The organism is Flavobacterium qiangtangense, from assembly GCF_042658345.1.
Lineage (GTDB): Bacteria > Bacteroidota > Bacteroidia > Flavobacteriales > Flavobacteriaceae > Flavobacterium > Flavobacterium qiangtangense.
The window spans coordinates 64,707-83,472 of the sequence record NZ_JBHSQB010000008.1 but is presented as its reverse complement, the minus strand read 5'-3'; the positions used below and the strand labels follow the sequence as shown (position 1 = coordinate 83,472).

Here is an 18,766-nt window from a genome sequence, read left to right as displayed (position 1 = left end):
TATGAAAAAGATAACGCTGCTTTCCTTAGTAACAATCACATTACTTTCTTGCAAATCAAGCCAATTGGCTCCGGTTCGTGAGGATGCCTTGAAACCGACTGCCGTTACACAGCCAACGCCTCACGATACTGATGATCCCGCAATTTGGATCAATTCAAAAGATGCTACAAAAAGCATCATTATTGGGACAGACAAAGACACTGATGGCGGGATTTATGCCTATGATTTAGACGGAAAAATTATCAAGAAATCCATTGTTTTAAAGCGACCAAACAACGTGGATATCGCGTATGGAATTACAATCAACGGCAAGAAAACCGATATTGCAGTAACGACCGAAAGAGAAACCAATAAGCTTAGAATTTTCTCATTGCCTGATTTGACGCCAGTTGACAACGGAGGAATTGACGTTTTTATCGGAGAAGCGTTGCGCGACCCGATGGGAATTTCTTTATATACCAGAAAAAAAGACAATGCTATTTTTGCTATCGTAGGAAGAAAAACAGGTCCGGACGGAACGTATCTTTGGCAATATTTGCTTTCTGACAATGGAAACGGAGCTGTTAAAGGTGAAGTAGTTCGCAAATTCGGGAGCTTTAGTGGCAAGAAAGAAATTGAAGCGATTGCTGTGGATAATGAATTGGGATACGTTTATTATTGCGACGAGCAGTTTGGCGTGAAAAAATATCTGGCTGACCCAGAAGCCAAAGACGATAACGAATTGGCTTTGTTTGGACAGAAAGATTTCAAGGCCGATAACGAAGGAATTGCAATTTACAAAACCGGCGCTAAAACCGGTTATATCTTGATTTCAAATCAGCAAGCCAACAGTTTTATGGTATATGCAAGAGAAGGTGCTGACGGAAATCCTAACAACCATACCCTTTTGGCGGAAATCCCGACTTCCACAATTGAATGTGACGGAGCTGATGTAACGAATGTAAACTTAGGTGCCAAATATCCAAACGGAATGCTGGTGGCGATGAGCAACGGAATGACGTTTCATTTTTATGACTGGAATATAATTCAGGCTGCAATTGACAAGCATCAGAAATAGATTTTTTAGAAATAAACTCCATTGAAAAGATTCGGGATATCAGTATTGGTGTCCCGAATTTAGTTTAAAGCTTTTTTGAACTCAGATTTTTTAGATTTTCTCAGGTTAGATCCTTTAAAAACGTGTTTTAATACGTTCGAAGCTACTTTTAATGGGTTACCTCACCCCTTTTAATACCTCGCTGACCTATTAAAATGGGTATGACAACCCATTAAAATAGGCATTATACGTATTAAAAGTACCTTGTCAACCTATTAAAAGGGGTTAATAGACGTATTTAAACACGTCAACGACCACTTTAAAGTAGTAACAGACGTATTTTAATACGTAACGAGGGTATTTTAATACGTCTCCAGGGTGTTTTAATACGGTACCCTACCCCTTTTTTAAGTTTAATTTGAAGACAGACGGCACAGATTTTTTCAGATGATTCTTTATAAGACTAAAATAGGCATGAAAGGTGTGATACCACGTCAGAGACGCCGTTGATGACGTCGCTGACGTGTCTGATGGCGTTGGGTAACCCCATCGATGGCGTCCCGAACCCCGTTGATGGCGTTGCCGACGTGTCTGATGGGGTTATGCAACCACGCTGATGGGCCTTTGAACGTCATCGATGTGGCTCTTGACGTGTCTGATGGGGTTCTTGAGGCCATCAGACACGTTTATAGAAATGATTTCTGATTTATAGAAATCAAAAAGAAACACTTTGTCATAGCCCGATTTAAAAACGGCTTCTTTAATATTGCTTTCAAACAGAAATGAATTGCAATTGTGGTCAACAGTATCTAATAATAAAATTAGCCATTGTTTTTCTTCTGTTTTTTCTGGTTTTGTTTTTGAGATTTGCTTTTGAATATCTTCAGAATTGCATTGCAAAACGCCTAAATCATTCTTATAAATCTTTAACTCTGTAGATTCAATTTTGTTTAGTTTGTAGATGTATTTGAAGAAAACAATTTCGCCTTTGATCGCAGAAAGAATTTCATCCTTGACCAAAGCCAAATCTTCTTCCTGAAAATTTCTATTCAAATTGTGAAAGCGAATGCTGTATAAGCCTGAATATTTTGCGCCAAAATTTAACAGCGCTGCTTCTACTTCGGTTATAATTTTTTCAAAAGGATTTCTTTTTTGGCTTAAAACAAGATTGGAAGTGGCAATGGTTATTTCTTCATCAAAACCATTTTCATTAAGCAACACCTTCCCTTTTTCAAGGATAGAAATATGATTGTCATAAGTTGTGGCAAACTTCCAGAAATCGACCACGTCAGCAATGTGCTGTTCTTGCTTTTTAGCTGAAATGTTTGAACTTTCAATCGCCTCAATCCAATCTTCAATTTGCTGTATGCTTTTCATAACTTAATTTTTATCAAAAGTAGCTTCAACTTAAAAGCATATTTATTTTTTTATACGAACACAAACTTATTTTATACAAAAGCCGTTATTTAAAAGAGCAAATCTTTTGGTTTCTACTTTTGTATAAATAAACTGGGGTTTGGTATAAATTAATTTTGCGGTAATTCTTTTTGGCTTTACTTCGCAACTTAAAATAGAATCGTCTTGAGAAACGTATGCTCACAAAATAATTTCATTCAGTTTTTAATTGATCCAAAATATAGGATATATAGGCATTTGTCTATTCTTTTATATATTGTGGCATTGGCCTATGATTCTGGCGAAATAAAAGAATTTAGTGGCAACTATCATTATCTTCAAAAGTGGATTTCGATTTCTTATTTTATGGGAATGGTCTATTTTAATATGTATGTCTTGGTGCCCAGATTGCTTTTTAAGGCTAAATATTTAACCTATCTAACCATGCTGGTGCTGTCTATTATTTGCAGTTTCCTGGTTTTAAAGTTGGTTGCTACACATTATTTTGAGCCTTACCGAATTATCCCAAGACGTGCTTTTTCAAGCTTTATTCATGAAATGGTGGCCTCTGTGAATATCTTGACGATGCTTGTTTTCTCCTCTACTTCCATCAAATTATTTCAGCAATGGGCGCGTGATACAGAACGCATTAATGAGCTTGAAAAAAACTCGATGCAACTAGAATTAAAGGAGTTAAAGAACCAAATTAATCCGCATTTTCTTTTTAATATGCTGAATAATGTGAATGTTTTGGTCAAGAAAGATCCTGAAAAAGCATCGATGACCATCTTAAAACTTTCTGATTTCTTGCGTTATCAATTGTATGACAACAACCAAGATTCTGTTTTGCTGGTTTCTGAAATCCAGTTTTTGAAAGGTTTTATTGAGCTTGAAAAAATCAGGCGAGATGATTTCTCTTATGACTTGAAAATTGAGAATAAAGGTACCAATGAGGATATGGTTTCGCAGTTGGTTTTACCTCCCAACTTGTTTATCACCTTTATCGAAAACGCTATCAAACATAGTGTTGACCTAGACCATCCATCTGAAGTAAAAATTTTGTTTCAGATTTTTGATAAGGAATTAATTTTTATTTCTTCCAATACAAAACCTGCCGAACCCATTGATGAATCGCACAAAGGCGGTCTTGGTTTGGTCAATGTGAAACGAAGATTAGAGCTTTTATATGACAACGATTTTAGCCTGAAAATTGAAGACACCGAGAGAAATTATACCGCAACCTTAACCTTACCAATATGAATTGCATAATTGTTGACGACGAGCCATTGGCAAGAGAAGGAATGCTTTTATTGCTTCAAGATATTGCTGATTTAAACGTCATCGGGTGTTTTAACGGAGCCAAAAAAGCCAAAGAATTTATGTCTGAGAACGATGTGGACTTGATTTTCTTAGACATTCAAATGCCCGGAATCAACGGCTTGGAATTTGCCGAAACCATTTCAGAAAAAACGCTAATTGTTTTCACCACAGCTTATTCGCAATATGCTTTAAAGAGTTATGAAGTTGACGCGATTGATTATTTGGTCAAGCCGATTATCAAGGAAAGATTAGAAAAAGCGGTCAAAAAAGCATTTTCTTATGGAGAACTTTTGGCCAATAAAGAGGGAAAAAGCACTTTAGAAAGCCTTGATACTGATTATATGTTAGTGAAATCTGATCGAAAATTTCATAAGATTTTGTTCAAGGATATTGTTTATGTTGAAGGCTTGAAAGATTATGTAGTGATTTATGTGAATGATTCAAAGGTCATTACAGCCATGAATTTAAAGACCATTTCACAGCATTTACCCGAAAATATTTTTATCAGAGTGAGTAAATCTTATCTGGTAAACAGCAGTTATATTGATTCATTTGACAACCATACCATTTATATAAAAACCACCGAAATACCCATCGGTGAAGTGTTTCGAAAAAAGTTTTTGGAACAATATTTAGGGAAAAATAATCCCGACAAAATATAAAACTAACCCAATTATCATCAACCAATGAAATTAAAGTTTTTGCTTTTAATGTTTTTCGTTTGCCTCGTTGCAAATGCGCAAGAAGAACCAACTGTCAAAGAAAATGCGACCAAAGCGTTTACCAACCGTTTTCCGACAACACGCCTTTTTGATGTGCAATACCAGCAATATTTGCCCACAGATTTTGATTCAGAAATATTTGACGCTCCGTTTGAAGAAGGCGAAATCAAGAACCACAATCGTTTGAGCGTGAGTGCCAATCTTCCGATAATCATGAAGCCAAAATGGAACATCACGACCTCTTTGAGATACCGTTATGAATCTTTTGAAACCAGTGATGTGGCTTCCAGAATTGACAATACAGCACCGCTTTATGACAGAAAAGATGATTTCCATTACCTTTCTGGAGCGCTAAGTTTTACTTATTTTTCAAAATTATTCAACAAGCCGTTTATTTACAACTCCAGCGTTATTGTGGACGGAACCGAAAAAGATGCCGAAAGAATCAAAGGTTTTTTTGGAGCTACATTAATCTTGAAAAAGACAGAGAGAACGACGATTGGCGTTGGTTTGATTGTTTTAGTCGATCCAACATCGCCAGTTCCTGCCGCGCCAACTTTTATGATGGAACATAAATTTGAAAACTCGCCGTGGACATTCGATTTCATCTTGCCACAGCGCTTGATGTTCAAAAGAGAATTATTCAAAGACGGAAGATTATCTTTAGGTACAGAATTAAACGCTAACGGATTTTATACCTATGTAAACCAACCCGGCTTTGCAAAAGTATATGATTATCGTGTTTTAGAAATCAACTCGGGATTGACTTATGAGCATTGCTTTGGAAAGTCAATTATTGCAAGTTTCAGAGGTGGTTTTGCCAATGTTTTCAACTCAAGAATTTCTGAAAGAGGCGAAAACACAAACGACTATATTTATTCATCAAAACAAGATGGAACCGGATATTTTAGCTTAGGATTTTCATTTAATCCGAGTTTTTCAAAGAAGAAATAAATTAGCTCATATAAAAAAATCCGCTCAATGAGCGGATTTTTTGTCTTTGAATTAAAAATTAAACCACTTGCGGTCCAGCTTTTCTTAAGTTTTTGCCTTCTTCATTAGTAGCATATTGTTCAAAATTTGCAACAAAAAGCTTTCCTAAATCTTTTGCTTTTGTTTGCCAATCTAGTTCATTTTCGTAGGTTTTTCTTGGGTCTAAAATTTCAGAATCCACACCTTCTAAACTTGTTGGAATTGCAAAATTAAAAATCGGTAACATAGTTGTTTCTGCATTTTCTAAAGAACCGTCCAAGATTCTGTCAATAATTGCTCTGGTGTTTTTGATAGAAATTCTTTTTCCTGTTCCGTTCCAGCCTGTGTTTACGATATAAGCCGTTGCGTTATTTTGTTCCATTTTCTTAACCAATTCTTCGCCATATTTTGTTGGATGTAAAGACAAAAATGCTTTTCCAAAACAAGCTGAAAACGTTGGCTGAGGCTCGGTAACGCCTCTTTCTGTTCCGGCTAATTTTGCCGTAAAACCTGAAAGAAAGTGATATTTTGTTTGCTCTGGAGTCAATTTCGCAACCGGAGGCATTACACCAAAAGCATCTGCCGTAAGGAAAATCACTTTTGAAGCGTGGCCTGCTTTTGAAACTGGCTTCACAATATTGTCGATATGGTAAATTGGATACGAAACTCTAGTATTTTGAGTTACAGAACCGTCTTTAAAATCAATTTTTCCGTTTTCGTCCAGCGTTACATTTTCTAACAACGCATCTCTTCTGATTGCATTAAAAATGTCTGGTTCGTTTTCTTTGCTCAAGTCAATGGTTTTTGCATAACAACCGCCTTCAAAGTTGAAAACACCGTCGTTATCCCAGCCGTGTTCGTCATCACCAATCAATTCGCGCTTTGGATCTGTTGATAAAGTTGTTTTTCCTGTTCCAGATAACCCGAAGAAAACGGCAACATCGCCATCTTTTCCTTTGTTAGCAGAACAGTGCATTGAAGCGATTCCTTGCAATGGCAAATAATAATTCATCATTGAAAACAATCCTTTTTTCATTTCGCCACCATACCAAGTTCCTCCAATGATTTGGATTTTTTCGGTCAAGTTAAACGCGATATACACTTCAGAATTTAAATCGTGCGCTTTATAATCTGAGAATTCTGTTTTTGAAGCGTTCATCACCACAAAATCAGGCTCTCCATAGTTTTCCAATTCTTCTTCAGTTGGACGGATGAACATATTTTTTACAAAATGCGCCTGCCAAGCCACTTCCATAATAAAACGTACTTTCAATCGGGTATTTTCATTGGCGCCACAAAAAGTATCTACAACATACAATTTCTTGTTTGACAATTGGGTAAGCGTAGTTTCTTTAAGCGCGCTCCAAGTTTCTTTTGAAATGGGTTTATTATCGTTAACCGCTTTTGGCGAAGTCCACCAAATCGTATCTTTTGTAATTTCGTCTTCAACAATATATTTGTCTTTTGGAGAACGCCCGGTGAAATCTCCAGTCATCACATTGACAGCTCCAAGCTCTGACAACTGGCCTTTTTCAAATCCTTCCAAAGCCGGATTTAACTCTTCATCATAAAGCATTTCATACGAAGGATTATAAATCACTTCTTCTGCATTTTTGATTCCATATTTTTCTAACGAAATCGATTTCGTAAATTGGGCGTAATTATCCATAGAATTATAATTGAGTTGTGTTTAATTATTCGGCAAAAGTAAAAATAATTTTTGAAAGTTGATTTATTTGGTAAAACTTTATGCTTTTTTCTTCATTATATTCAAAAAAAGTATCGCCCAGCCCACAATCATTAGCAATCCTCCAATGGGAGTTACTATTCCGATAATGCCAAAATCGATGTTTGAGATGTTTTTTGTAGCCAAAAGATAGATGGAACCCGAAAAAAGTACGACTCCAGATAAAACCAAAAAATAGATGCTTTTTTTAGCCTTTTCAGATACCAAATTTGAGCTTCCCAAGAACATTAAAAACAGCGCATGATACATTTGGTATTTTACGCCAGTTTCAAACGAAGCCAATTGGTCCAAGTCCAAAACTTTTTTCAAAGCGTGTGCTCCAAATGCTCCTAAAATAATTGCAATAAAACCTAAAACTGCTCCGGTGGAAATTATTTTTCTGTCCATTTTACTATGAAATTTAAATTGCAAATTTACGCCAACTTAAAAACTTTATGATAATCAATTGCCTTTAAATTTTTTTAAATATAACAAATCGCTACTTTTGTGTTATTATTAAAAAATTCAGGTTTTTATGAGACATATTCTAATAATTGGTGCCGGAAGGTCAGCATCTTCATTAATTCAGTACCTTTTAAATAAATCAGAAGAAGAAAATTTACACCTTACCATCGGCGATTTATCGCTAGAATTGGCTCAACGAAAAACCAAACATCACAAAAATGCGACCGCCATTGCTTTAGACATCTATAATGAAGAGCAACGACGAAACGAAATCCAAAAAGCGGATATCGTGATTTCGATGTTGCCCGCATTTATGCACATCGAAGTGGCAAAAGACTGCATTTTGTTCAAGAAACATATGGTTACTGCTTCATATATAAGTGAAGAAATGCAGAATTTGGACCAATTGGCCAAAGAAAACAATTTGATTTTCATGAACGAAATTGGGCTTGACCCAGGAATCGACCACATGAGCGCCATGAAAGTCATCGACGAAATTCGGGACCAAGGCGGAAAAATCATCCTCTTTGAATCTTTTTGTGGCGGATTGGTAGCTCCAGAATCGGATAACAATCTTTGGAACTATAAATTCACATGGAACCCAAGAAACGTGGTGCTTGCCGGCCAAGGTGGCGCCGCAAAATTCATCCAAGAAGGCTCTTATAAATACATTCCATATCACAAATTATTCCGCAGAACGGAGTTTATGGAAGTCGAAGGATACGGCCGTTTTGAAGGATATGCCAATCGTGATTCTCTCAAATACCGAAGCGTTTACGGCCTTGACGACGTGCTTACATTATATAGAGGTACAATTCGTCGCGTTGGTTATTCAAAAGCGTGGAATATGTTCGTGCAACTTGGCATGACGGATGACAGTTACACGATGGAAAACTCTGAAACGATGACTTACAGGGAGTTTACCAATTCATTTTTGCCCTATCACCCAACAGATTCTGTCGAAATTAAATTGCGTTTGAGCTTAAAAATTGACCAAGATGACATCAAATGGGACAAACTTTTAGAGCTAGATTTGTTTAATCCAACCAAAATGGTAGGCTTGAAAAACGCAACTCCCGCTCAAATCTTAGAAAAAATATTGACCGATTCGTGGACTTTAGAAGAACACGACAAAGATATGATTGTGATGTACCACAAATTTGGCTACGAAATCGCAGGAAAACAACACCAGATTGACTCAAAAATGGTATGCCTTGGCGACGACCAAACGTATACAGCGATGGCAAAAACCGTGGGACTTCCCGTGGCAATGGCAACTCTGCAAATCCTCAACGGAAACATCAAAACTCCCGGCGTTCAGCTCCCAATAAACCGCGAAGTGTATCTGCCAATTTTAAAAGAACTAGAAGAATATGGCGTGATTTTCCACGAAAAACAAGTGCCTTACATGGGTTACAATCCAAAAAATGTTTCCAGCTAAAACATAGGTCCAGTCATTGCGAGGAACGAAGCAATCACATAATTAATTTCCAAAATCTTTGTCGACAATAGTTGTGAGATTGCTTCGTTCCTCGCGATGACAAATCGACAAAAAATTCCGTAATTTTGCCTCTCAATAAAGTTAAAATGATTTTCACCGACACCCATTCCCATATTTACTCCGAAGAATTTGCCCAAGACAGAAACGAAATGATGCAACGTGCTTTTGAAGCTGGCGTTGAGCGTATTTTCGTCCCGTCGATTGATTCTACCTACACCGAAAAAATGTATGAAATCGAAAAGCAATATCCAGAAAATGTATTCTTGATGATGGGCTTGCATCCCACTTACGTCAAAGAAAATTATCAAGAAGAATTGGCTTTTGTGGAATCCCAATTAGAAAAAAGAAAATTCTACGCCATTGGTGAAATCGGGATTGATTTGTTTTGGGACAAGACGTTTTTAGAACAGCAAAAAATAGCTTTCAAAAGACAAATTCAATTAGCTAAAAAATACAAGCTTCCGATAAACATTCATTGTCGCGACGCATTTGACGAGGTTTTTGAAGTTTTGGAAACCGAAAAATCAGACGAGTTATTCGGGATTTTTCATTGTTTCACCGGAACTTACGAACAAGCACTTCAAGCCATTTCTTATAATTTAAAACTCGGAATAGGCGGTGTTTCCACCTTTAAAAACGGAAAAATTGACCAATTCTTAAACGAAATTGACCTCAAACACATCGTCTTGGAAACCGATTCGCCTTACCTCGCTCCTGTTCCTTTTCGAGGAAAAAGAAACGAAAGTAGTTACACAAAATTAGTTGCAGAAAAACTGGCAATAATCTATAATTTGCCTTTGGAAGAAATTGCAAAAATTACTACGGAAAACTCAAAAGCAATTTTCGGGATTTAACAAAGAAATCACGCAAAATTCATAAAATTTTTGTTCATTTGTGAATTGTTAAAAAAATACAGTAAATGTCCAAATTTGATACTATCCGACCGTTTTATGATGTAGAAGTAAACGAGGCTTTATGTAAAGTTGCCGACCATCCGATGATGAAGGCGATGATGAGTTTTACCTTCCCAGAATTAGAAGATAAAGTCTGGATTGAGCAATTAAAAAGAACGCATTCTATAAGAGATTTTCAGTGCAATTTCATCTACAAAGCTGTGATGAAAGTGCTTGAAAACAGCTCTGAAGGATTGACGACTTCGGGTTTTGAAAAGCTTGACAAACACACTCCATATCTTTTTATTTCCAATCACCGTGATATTATTTTAGACACTTCTTTGTTAAATACCTGTCTATTTGAAAACGGTTTGGTGATGACTGCTTCGGCTATCGGAGATAATTTGGTCAAAAAAACTTTTCTGCACGTTTTATCAAAACTAAATAGAAATTTCTTAGTTCAACGCGGTTTGTCGCCAAGAGAATTGTTGCAAAGCTCTAAATTAATGTCGGAATATATTGGGCAATTAATTTTGAGAGAAAACCGTTCGGTTTGGATTGCGCAACGCGAAGGACGCACAAAAGACGGAAACGATGCTACACATCCAGGCGTTTTGAAAATGCTTTCAATGGCTTCTGACGAAGAAAATTTGATGGAATATTTCAAAAAACTAAAAATTGTCCCGGTTTCAATTTCTTATGAATATGACCCAACGGATGCTTTGAAAATGCCACAATTAATGGCGGAAGCAAACGACGAAGTGTACATCAAAGATAAAAACGAAGACTTTATGACGCTTTTAAGCGGAATTATGGGTCAGAAAAAGCGAATTCACATTCACGTCGGCGACGTTTTAGATACTGAATTAGATGCGATTACCTCAGAATTTGACAATTCAAACAAGCAAATTCAGGCTTTGGCACAAATAATTGACGATTCGATTTTGGCGAGCTATAAATTATGGCCGACAAATTATATTGCTTATGACATTTTAAACAACACTACAAAATATTCACATTTATATACCGAGAAAGAAAAATCGCTTTTCGAAAGACGCCTTGAAATCAGAATCGACGAAAATAATCCGATTGAGATGCAAGGTTTTTTAGCGATGTACGCGAATCCGGTGGTGAATAAATCAAAATACGAAAATGCAATCTAGGCCAAAAATACTTTTGATTTACACCGGTGGAACCATCGGAATGATGAAGGATTTTGAAACTGGAGCCTTGAAAGCGTTCAATTTTAGCAAACTTTTACAGCGAATTCCAGAGTTGAAACAATTGGACTGCGAAATCGAAACTATTTCGTTCGACAATCCGATTGATTCTTCGAATATGAATCCTGAAAAATGGATTCAAATCGCCAAAATCATAGAAGAAAATTACATTTCTTTCGACGGATTTGTGGTGCTTCACGGTTCAGATACCATGTCTTATTCTGCGTCAGCGATGAGTTTTATGTTGGAAAATCTAGCAAAGCCTGTTGTATTTACGGGTTCGCAATTGCCGATTGGAGATTTGAGAACAGACGCCAAAGAAAACTTGATTACAGCAATTCAAATTGCTTCTTTGCAACACAAAAACAAGCCGGTTATCAATGAAGTCTGCCTTTATTTTGAATACAAATTATACCGCGGAAACCGTACTACAAAGATTAATGCAGAACATTTCAACGCTTTTGTTTCTTCTAATTATGCGCCTTTGGCAGAATCTGGAGTACATTTAAAAGTAAATAACGAATTGCTTCTACCAAAATCTGGAGCCAAGAAATTCAAAGTTCATACCGAAATTGATGACAATGTTGCCGTTGTAAAAATGTTTCCGGGAATCAGCGAAAATGTGCTTTCGGCCATCATAAATATTCCGAATTTGAAAGGAATTGTATTGGAAACTTATGGCGCCGGTAACGCTCCAACAGACGATTGGTTTATTTCGCTAATCAAGAAAGCCATCAAAAACGGACTGATAATAATCAACGTAACACAATGTTCTGCCGGAAGCGTGGACATGGGAAAATATGAAACCAGTTCTGCAATGAAAAAAATTGGCGTGATTTCAGGAAAAGATATTACGACAGAATCTGCGATTACCAAGCTGATGTATTTACTAGGACAAAAAGTTTCGCCAAATGTTTTCAAAACAATTTTTGAAACTTCACTTCGTGGCGAGCTTTCTTAATTTTTGATAAATCTCTAAGTAAATTTTCTTTCCTCATAAATTTTGCAGTTATTTGCAACCGCAATAAAATAGAGAGGTGGCCGAGTGGCTGAAGGCGCACGCTTGGAAAGCGTGTATATGGCAACATATCGTGGGTTCGAATCCCATCCTCTCTGCAAAAAACAAAAGGCTTCTGAAAATTATCAGAAGCCTTTTTTATTTAGGTTAAAAACCATTAATGACTTTTCATTTTGTCATAAGTCGTTGTCAAAACTTTTTTGATTTTATCAGAAGCGCCGCTGAATGCTTTTTCAACAGAATCTGCGTTGTGCGTCACCACAATTGGATTTAATCCGGCTAATTTGGCTTCAATTACGCAACGTTTGTCGTCTAAGCCAAACTTGTCGCTGTTTTCATCACCAATGTGAATTTCAAGGCGCGTAATTTTATCGTCGAAACGTTTTAGTTTTTCTTCAATTTCCGCTGAAAAATGGTTCTGCATTCTCTCGTGGCCTTCAATTGTCTTGTCTGTGTTGAACTGTATTTGCATAATATTTTGTGTTTTGTTTCTATCAAATTTAGAGATTGATTTTTGATTATCAGAAGCAATTAGTAAAACATTGTGAGTAAATTTTCAAAAAAATAACTTCTTCTCAAAACTTAATTTTAAGCAATTCAGCCGAAAATAATTCCTTTTTTTGTAATTTCCCTCAAAAATAAAACCGCATTGGATTTCTGCTACTTTTGATTGGAAAACCAAAAACATATATCTTATGAAAAAGTATTTCTTCTTGCTATTCTTCTTTGCATTTTTTACCGCTTTTGCGCAAGAAAATCAGCAGATTAAAGAGGCTCAAGAACGAGAAGAACAAGAGCGCATCAAGGAATCTTTGCGAGAGGAAAAACCCGCAGACGCAAGAGAAATTGAAGAAGCTAAGAGAAAAAGAGATTCCACAAATATTACCGTTACCGTAATTGATTCTTTGTATCGCGAAGACCAATTTTACATTGGGTTGACTTATAATTTGCTTCAAAATAATCCGGATGGTGTGAGCCAAAATTCATTTTCTTCGGGATTGCACTTGGGTTTTTTAAGAGATATGCCTTTGAATAAAAGACGAAATGTGGCCATTGCAGTCGGTCTTGGTTATTCGATGAATGATTTTAGGCAAAATATAAAAATTACAGAAGTCGACGGAAATCCAAATTATGAAGTGATTGATGAAAACGAAGTTGATTTTGATAAAAATAAATTTGCGCTTCATTTTGTGGACCTTCCGATTGAATTTCGATGGAGAACCTCAACGATGCAGACGCACCGATTTTGGAGAATTTATACTGGCGTCAAATTCAGTTATCTGTTCTTGAACAAATCAAAATATGTGGACGGAAACGAAACGGTGAAAATCTTCAATAATAAGGATTTCAACAAATTTCAATATGGCGCTTACATTGCATTTGGATACAATACTTGGAATTTTCACGCTTATTATGGCTTAAATTCACTTTTAAAATCGGATGCGAAAATTGACGGAAAATCAATTGATATGAATACAATTAACATCGGGTTGATGTTTTATATCTTATAGCCAAAAATACAAAAGACTGATTTGAGGCAAAACTCCGGCGATAAATCCGGCAATTAATTCTTTTCCATCGTGCGCTTTCATCGATAATCTGGAAGTAGCGACAACTCCAACCAAAAACAAAAACGAAGCCACTAAATAAATGTGATTGACTTGTGTGTGAAGGCTAAATCCAATTACAAAAACCGCCAAAGAACTAATTCCCACCATGTGAATACTGGCTTTTAAATTGGTAAAAATCAAGAGAAAAGTTAAAATCGTGCTTGCCAAAGCTCCGAAAAAGAAGAAATACAATTCGGGTATAAATTCTTCACGAATACTCTGCGTAATTAAAATATAGAGTAAAATCATATTAATAACCAGCGGAATTTTGCGTTGCCGAATTTCAGAAAGCATAAAAGAACTTGCCCTTCCCAAAGTCATTAAAAAGTAAAACATTGAGATGGGGATTAAAATCGTCAAGATGATAATTTGAATCATTATCAAGAAAAATTCCTGATACGTATGATATCGGTCGGTTAAGAAAAAATACAGCAAAACGGCATACACCGAGATAAACATCGGATGAAAAATATAAGAAAAGATGGAGAGGAATTTTTTCATTTTTAAGCCAAAAGTAATTAGGCAAAAGCCAATAATTTACACATTTTGAAACAATTATCTAATTACTCTCATTCTCAAATTTCCTAACTAAATTACATTTTCTTCCTCATTCTCGCCACTGGAATATCTAACTGTTCTCTGTATTTTGCAATCGTTCTTCTGGCAATTGGATATCCTTTTTCTTTTAAAATATCAGCCAATTGGTCATCCGGAAGCGGTTTCTGCTTGTCTTCTTCCTCGATTACATTCTGCAAAATTTTCTTGATTTCAAGCGTAGAAACATCTTCGCCTTGGTCATTTTTCATCGCTTCCGAAAAGAATTCCTTGATTAATTTTGTACCGTATGGCGTTTCCACATATTTGCTGTTTGCCACACGAGAAACGGTTGAAATGTCCAAGCCAACCATATCAGCGATGTCTTTTAAAATCATCGGTTTTAGTTTGGTTTCATCGCCATCTAAGAAAAATTCTTCCTGATAATGCATAATTGCGTTCATCGTCACAAACAACGTTTCTTGACGCTGACGGATCGCATCGATGAACCATTTTGCTGAATCCAGCTTTTGTTTGATGAACTGAACCGCTTCTTTTTGCTGGTTAGATTTATCGCGAGATGCTTTGTAAGTCTGCATCATTTCTTGATAATCTTTCGAAATATGAAGTTCTGGTGCATTTCTTCCATTTAAGGAAAGCTCCAATTCTCCTTCGACAATTCTTATGGTAAAATCAGGGACAACGTGCTCCACCATTTTATTATTTCCGGTAAAAGCGCCTCCTGGTTTTGGGTTTAATTTCTCAATTTCGTCAATTGCTTTTTTCAATTGGTCTTGAGAAACGCCATATTTTTGAAGCAATTTATCGTAATGTTTCTTCGTAAAAGCTTCGAATTGGTGTTCTAAAATATCAATCGCCAGTTCCACAGCTTCCGTCGGAGTTTTGTGCTTTAATTGCAACAAAAGACATTCTTGCAAATCTCGTGCGCCAACTCCCGAAGGCTCTAATTCGTGAATAACGTGCAAGATTTTTTCTACGTTTTTTTCATCTGTATAAATTCCTTGCGTGAACGCCATATCGTCCACAATATCAGGAATGCTTCTTCTGATATAACCCATATCATCAATGCTACCAACTAAAAATTCTGCAATTTCACGCTCTTCATCGTTCAAGATAAACGTGTTCAATTGATTGATCAAATCTTGGTGAAAACTCACCGGTGCGGCGAACGGCATGCTTCTGTCTTCGTCGTCATCACTATAGTTATTCGCCTGAAGTTTGTAATCTGGCGTTTCGTCATTGCTTAAATATTCATCGATATTGATGTCTTCGGCATCAATTCTGTCGTTTTCGAATTCATCATAATCGTCATATTCTTCGTTTTCGAATTCGTCTTTTTCATATTCATCTTCTTCCTTCCCCGTTTCCAGCGCAGGATTTTCGACCATTTCTTCTTTTAAACGCTGTTCAAAAGCTTGCGTAGGCAATTGAATTAACTTCATCAGCTGGATTTGCTGCGGAGATAATTTCTGAGATAATTTAAGTTGTAAAAATTGCTTAAGCATTCTATGGATTTATTTGGAATTTACATTTCAAATTTAAGCATTTTCAAACAAAAATGGCACATGTTAAGATAAACTTGTGCCATTTTTGAGATGATTTTTATAAAGTATTGACTATTAAAACTCCGCATTTCCCGGAGTTCTTGGAAAAGGAATTACGTCTCTGATATTCGTCATTCCCGTTACAAACAGCACCAATCTCTCAAAACCAAGACCGAAACCGCTGTGAACCGCAGAACCAAAACGGCGCGTATCTAAATACCACCAAAGTTCTTCTTCATCGATGCCAATCACTTTCATTTTTTCGAGCAAAACGTCTAAACGCTCTTCTCTTTGTGAACCTCCAACGATTTCTCCAATTCCCGGGAAAAGAATATCCATCGCTCCAACCGTTTTCCCGTCTTCGTTCATTCGCATGTAAAACGATTTGATATTTGCCGGATAATCATAAACAATTACTGGCGATTTGAAGTGTTTTTCCACCAAATAACGTTCGTGTTCTGATTGCAAATCAGCGCCCCATTCTTCAATAATATAGTTGAATTTTTTCTTTTTATTCGGAGTTGAATTTTTCAAAATATCAATCGCTTCTGTGTAAGAAACACGTTTAAAATTGTTTTCCAACACAAAATTCAATTTCTCAAGCAAAGCCAATTCGCTTCTTTCCGCTTGCGGTTTTGATTTTTCTTCTTCTAAAAGGCGTTGTTCCAAAAACTTCAAATCGTCGCCACATTTTTCAACCGTATATTTAATTACATATTGAATAAAATCTTCGGCTAAATCCATATTGTCGTGCAAATCATTGAATGCAACTTCTGGCTCAATCATCCAAAATTCGGCCAAGTGGCGTGAAGTGTTTGAATTCTCCGCTCTAAAAGTAGGTCCAAAAGTGTAAATCTGACCCAAAGCCATTGCAAAAGCCTCGCCTTCCAATTGACCAGAAACTGTCAAATTTGTATGTTTTCCGAAGAAATCTTTTTTATAATCGATGTTTCCTTCTTCGTTTTTTGGCAAATTATCTAAAGGCAAAGAAGTTACCTGAAACATTTCGCCCGCACCTTCCGCGTCAGCACCAGTAATTACAGGCGTATTCACATACACAAAACCTTTTTCTTGAAAATATTGGTGCACCGCAAAAGACAACACCGAACGAACTCTCATAATCGCTCCAAAAGCATTCGTTCTCACACGCAAATGCGCATTCTCACGCAAGAATTCAAGCGAATGTTTTTTGGGTTGCATCGGGAATTTCTCTGGGTCAGAATCGCCTAAAATCTCCAAGCTCGTTACCTGAATTTCATATTTTTGTCCGGCACCTTTGCTTTCCGTCAATGCACCTTTCAAAGCCACCGCCGCACCAGTCGTGATACGCTTTAAAGTATCTGCCGGCGTATTTTCAAAATCCACAACACACTGAATATTATTGATAGTCGAACCGTCATTCAAGGCAATAAACTGATTATTTCTAAACGTTCTGACCCAGCCTTTTACATAAACTTCCTGCATCGTTTGAGCACTATTCAACAGCTCCTTAACTTTTGTGTGTTTCATTTTTACTAATATAAATATTCTTGAATTTATTCTTTTTTTATGAGCCAAACAATCGGCTTTTTTTAAATCATTTTCCTGCTGGCTCGCCATATCTTTTGTTCTGAACCCCAGAACAAAAGGATATTGTCGGCCATCAGGGCTAGTTGAAAACTTTTCGTTTTCTTTTAACTTCCGTCCGCCAACTGGAATCAACAGCCCGCAAAGATACTAAAAACGAAGATAAAAAAAGATGGGAAGATTCAAAGGAAAATCGGAAAGAAGCTAAAAAATTTTATACGTCAAAAAATACCTAACCCGTTTTGAAAATCGGTTAGCTAACGACAAAGTATATCGACAACGTTTGTCCCTGAAGTTTACAAGTAAGCGAATACTTTCTCAAATAGCCCCGATGGCAGGGAAGAACCTTTTCATTTTTTCTTTAAAAATGAAAAGTTCTGGAATACAGCGGGAATTGCCTTTCCTTATAAATTACTGCCGACTCGCTTCAAAAAAAAAGCCACATCCTTATGGATATGGCTCTTTTTAAATTTATTTTTAGTTTAGTCTCTTCGTCCTCCAAAAACCTGCATTGCCCAATAAATCAGGGAAGCAACTGCACCCAAAGCCGCAACAAGATAGGTTCGCGCAGCCCATTTCAGGGAATCTTCAGCTCCGGCATATTCTTGCTGGCTCAACATATTTTTATTTTTTAGCCAAGCCAAAGCGCGGTTGCTGGCGTCATATTCAACGGGCAACGTAACCACGCTAAAAATAGTGGCGATGGTCATCAAGGCAAGACCGGCAACGGCAACATAAAATCCGGCTCCGATACCTGCGGCGGCACCCAAAACCAAACCGATAATAATCAGCCATTGCGAAATTGGCGCAGCAACATTCACCATCGGAACCATTTTTGAACGCATCGTCAGCCATTGATAAGCTTGGGCGTGTTGCACAGCGTGACCCACTTCGTGCGCGGCAACGGCTGCAGCTGCGGCATTCCTTTGGTTGTAAACGGCTTCGCTCAAGTTCACGGTTTTATCTGACGGATTATAATGGTCTGTCAAACGCCCGGAAGTTGAAATCACGCGAACGCCTGAAATTCCGTGGTCAGCGAGCATTTTTTCGGCAATTTCTGCACCGCTCATTCCGTTGCGAAGATGCACTTTTGAATAATGCTCAAATTTGCTTTGCAGTTTTGCACTGACCGCCCAACTGACTAAAGCGATAACTCCGAGTAAAATATAATATCCTATCATTTTTGATTTAAAATTTAATGATTGAAAGATTTAAAATTCTTT

General features: G+C 36.9%; 17 protein-coding genes and 1 tRNA gene. 10 read left to right on the top strand and 8 right to left on the bottom strand.

Features of this window, described 5'->3' with window-relative positions; all coding sequences use genetic code 11:
- Position 1 precedes the first annotated feature (1 nt).
- The gene (locus tag ACFPVY_RS11150; RefSeq protein ID WP_379792090.1) at positions 2 to 1,057 is read left to right on the top strand and encodes a phytase; all 1,056 of its coding nucleotides are present in this window, start codon (positions 2 to 4) and stop codon (positions 1,055 to 1,057) included.
- A gap of 579 nt (positions 1,058 to 1,636) precedes the next feature.
- On the opposite strand, the gene ACFPVY_RS11145 is transcribed toward ACFPVY_RS11150, so the two are convergent.
- Positions 1,637 to 2,413: a hypothetical protein gene (locus tag ACFPVY_RS11145; protein WP_379792089.1), complete on the bottom strand. Its 777-nt coding sequence runs from the start codon at positions 2,411 to 2,413 to the stop codon at positions 1,637 to 1,639.
- 276 nt (positions 2,414 to 2,689) lie between these two features.
- Here ACFPVY_RS11145 and ACFPVY_RS11140 point away from each other — a divergent pair, with 276 nt between their 5' ends.
- The 3 genes from ACFPVY_RS11140 to ACFPVY_RS11130 are packed head-to-tail and all read left to right on the top strand — an operon-like array spanning position 2,690 to position 5,427.
- Positions 2,690 to 3,691: a sensor histidine kinase gene (locus ACFPVY_RS11140; RefSeq protein ID WP_379792088.1), complete on the top strand. Its 1,002-nt coding sequence runs from the start codon at positions 2,690 to 2,692 to the stop codon at positions 3,689 to 3,691.
- Positions 3,688 to 4,413 carry a LytR/AlgR family response regulator transcription factor gene (locus ACFPVY_RS11135; RefSeq protein ID WP_379792087.1) on the top strand — a complete coding sequence of 242 codons (726 nt, stop codon included), beginning with the start codon at positions 3,688 to 3,690 and terminating at the stop codon, positions 4,411 to 4,413. Before ACFPVY_RS11140 ends, ACFPVY_RS11135 begins: the two co-directional genes overlap by 4 nt.
- Positions 4,414 to 4,437: 24 nt before the next feature.
- On the top strand, positions 4,438 to 5,427 hold the full coding sequence (locus ACFPVY_RS11130; RefSeq protein WP_379792086.1) for a hypothetical protein: 990 nt from the start codon (positions 4,438 to 4,440) through the stop codon (positions 5,425 to 5,427).
- A gap of 58 nt (positions 5,428 to 5,485) precedes the next feature.
- Here the strand turns inward: ACFPVY_RS11130 and pckA are convergent, their stop codons facing one another.
- Both pckA and ACFPVY_RS11120 read right to left on the bottom strand, forming a co-directional pair.
- Positions 5,486 to 7,114, bottom strand: a complete 1,629-nt coding sequence (gene pckA, locus ACFPVY_RS11125; protein ID WP_379792085.1) for a phosphoenolpyruvate carboxykinase (ATP) — start codon at positions 7,112 to 7,114, stop codon at positions 5,486 to 5,488.
- 78 nt (positions 7,115 to 7,192) lie between these two features.
- Positions 7,193 to 7,579, bottom strand: a complete 387-nt coding sequence (locus ACFPVY_RS11120) for a DUF423 domain-containing protein (protein WP_379792084.1) — start codon at positions 7,577 to 7,579, stop codon at positions 7,193 to 7,195.
- 127 nt (positions 7,580 to 7,706) lie between these two features.
- On the opposite strand from ACFPVY_RS11120, the gene ACFPVY_RS11115 reads away from it, so the two are divergent.
- The 5 genes from ACFPVY_RS11115 (at position 7,707) to ACFPVY_RS11095 (ending at position 12,366) form a co-directional block, all read left to right on the top strand.
- The gene (locus ACFPVY_RS11115) at positions 7,707 to 9,077 is read left to right on the top strand and encodes a saccharopine dehydrogenase family protein (RefSeq protein ID WP_379792083.1); all 1,371 of its coding nucleotides are present in this window, start codon (positions 7,707 to 7,709) and stop codon (positions 9,075 to 9,077) included.
- A 146-nt stretch (positions 9,078 to 9,223) separates the two neighbouring features.
- Positions 9,224 to 9,991, top strand: coding sequence for a TatD family hydrolase (locus tag ACFPVY_RS11110; RefSeq protein ID WP_379792082.1), 768 nt, complete (start codon positions 9,224 to 9,226; stop codon positions 9,989 to 9,991).
- 65 nt (positions 9,992 to 10,056) lie between these two features.
- Entirely contained in the window at positions 10,057 to 11,193 is a 1,137-nt protein-coding gene (locus ACFPVY_RS11105) for a 1-acyl-sn-glycerol-3-phosphate acyltransferase (protein WP_379792081.1), read from the top strand.
- A complete protein-coding gene (locus tag ACFPVY_RS11100) occupies positions 11,183 to 12,211 on the top strand; it encodes an asparaginase (RefSeq protein ID WP_379792080.1) in 1,029 nt (342 codons plus the stop codon). The genes ACFPVY_RS11105 and ACFPVY_RS11100 overlap by 11 nt, the downstream gene beginning before the upstream one ends.
- Positions 12,212 to 12,281: 70 nt before the next feature.
- A tRNA-Ser gene (locus ACFPVY_RS11095) sits at positions 12,282 to 12,366 on the top strand.
- A gap of 59 nt (positions 12,367 to 12,425) precedes the next feature.
- Here the strand turns inward: ACFPVY_RS11095 and ACFPVY_RS11090 are convergent.
- Entirely contained in the window at positions 12,426 to 12,740 is a 315-nt protein-coding gene (locus ACFPVY_RS11090; protein WP_379792079.1) for an HPF/RaiA family ribosome-associated protein, read from the bottom strand.
- Positions 12,741 to 12,963: 223 nt separating this feature from the next.
- Here ACFPVY_RS11090 and ACFPVY_RS11085 point away from each other — a divergent pair, with 223 nt between their 5' ends.
- Positions 12,964 to 13,779 (top strand): porin family protein, encoded by an 816-nt coding sequence (locus ACFPVY_RS11085; RefSeq protein ID WP_379792078.1) that lies wholly within the window; start codon positions 12,964 to 12,966, stop codon positions 13,777 to 13,779.
- On the opposite strand, the gene ACFPVY_RS11080 is transcribed toward ACFPVY_RS11085, so the two are convergent.
- The 4 genes from ACFPVY_RS11080 to ACFPVY_RS11065 all read right to left on the bottom strand — a co-directional run bounded on the left by ACFPVY_RS11080 (position 13,774) and on the right by ACFPVY_RS11065 (position 18,724).
- Positions 13,774 to 14,379, bottom strand: coding sequence for a hypothetical protein (locus tag ACFPVY_RS11080; protein ID WP_379792077.1), 606 nt, complete (start codon positions 14,377 to 14,379; stop codon positions 13,774 to 13,776). The two genes, ACFPVY_RS11085 and ACFPVY_RS11080, sit on opposite strands and share 6 nt — an antisense overlap.
- Before the next feature lie 92 nt (positions 14,380 to 14,471).
- Positions 14,472 to 15,938, bottom strand: coding sequence for an RNA polymerase factor sigma-54 (gene rpoN / locus ACFPVY_RS11075; RefSeq protein WP_379792076.1), 1,467 nt, complete (start codon positions 15,936 to 15,938; stop codon positions 14,472 to 14,474).
- A 114-nt stretch (positions 15,939 to 16,052) separates the two neighbouring features.
- On the bottom strand, positions 16,053 to 17,486 hold the full coding sequence (asnS, locus tag ACFPVY_RS11070; RefSeq protein ID WP_379792075.1) for an asparagine--tRNA ligase: 1,434 nt from the start codon (positions 17,484 to 17,486) through the stop codon (positions 16,053 to 16,055).
- Between the two features lie 539 nt (positions 17,487 to 18,025).
- Positions 18,026 to 18,724, bottom strand: a complete 699-nt coding sequence (locus ACFPVY_RS11065) for a zinc metallopeptidase (protein ID WP_379792074.1) — start codon at positions 18,722 to 18,724, stop codon at positions 18,026 to 18,028.
- Positions 18,725 to 18,766: the final 42 nt, after the last annotated feature.

Bases quoted from the DNA above. Each gene is read 5' to 3' on its own strand.
- ACFPVY_RS11150 (WP_379792090.1), top strand. From the start codon at position 2: ATGAAAAAGATAACGCTGCTTTCCTTAGTAACAATCACATTACTTTCT.
- ACFPVY_RS11145 (WP_379792089.1), bottom strand. From the start codon at position 2,413: ATGAAAAGCATACAGCAAATTGAAGATTGGATTGAGGCGATTGAAAGT.
- ACFPVY_RS11135 (WP_379792087.1), top strand. From the start codon at position 3,688: ATGAATTGCATAATTGTTGACGACGAGCCATTGGCAAGAGAAGGAATG.
- ACFPVY_RS11130 (WP_379792086.1), top strand. From the start codon at position 4,438: ATGAAATTAAAGTTTTTGCTTTTAATGTTTTTCGTTTGCCTCGTTGCA.
- pckA (WP_379792085.1), bottom strand. From the start codon at position 7,114: ATGGATAATTACGCCCAATTTACGAAATCGATTTCGTTAGAAAAATAT.
- ACFPVY_RS11120 (WP_379792084.1), bottom strand. From the start codon at position 7,579: ATGGACAGAAAAATAATTTCCACCGGAGCAGTTTTAGGTTTTATTGCA.
- ACFPVY_RS11115 (WP_379792083.1), top strand. From the start codon at position 7,707: ATGAGACATATTCTAATAATTGGTGCCGGAAGGTCAGCATCTTCATTA.
- ACFPVY_RS11110 (WP_379792082.1), top strand. From the start codon at position 9,224: ATGATTTTCACCGACACCCATTCCCATATTTACTCCGAAGAATTTGCC.
- ACFPVY_RS11105 (WP_379792081.1), top strand. From the start codon at position 10,057: ATGTCCAAATTTGATACTATCCGACCGTTTTATGATGTAGAAGTAAAC.
- ACFPVY_RS11100 (WP_379792080.1), top strand. From the start codon at position 11,183: ATGCAATCTAGGCCAAAAATACTTTTGATTTACACCGGTGGAACCATC.
- ACFPVY_RS11090 (WP_379792079.1), bottom strand. From the start codon at position 12,740: ATGCAAATACAGTTCAACACAGACAAGACAATTGAAGGCCACGAGAGA.
- ACFPVY_RS11085 (WP_379792078.1), top strand. From the start codon at position 12,964: ATGAAAAAGTATTTCTTCTTGCTATTCTTCTTTGCATTTTTTACCGCT.
- ACFPVY_RS11080 (WP_379792077.1), bottom strand. From the start codon at position 14,379: ATGAAAAAATTCCTCTCCATCTTTTCTTATATTTTTCATCCGATGTTT.
- rpoN (WP_379792076.1), bottom strand. From the start codon at position 15,938: ATGCTTAAGCAATTTTTACAACTTAAATTATCTCAGAAATTATCTCCG.
- asnS (WP_379792075.1), bottom strand. From the start codon at position 17,486: ATGAAACACACAAAAGTTAAGGAGCTGTTGAATAGTGCTCAAACGATG.
- ACFPVY_RS11065 (WP_379792074.1), bottom strand. From the start codon at position 18,724: ATGATAGGATATTATATTTTACTCGGAGTTATCGCTTTAGTCAGTTGG.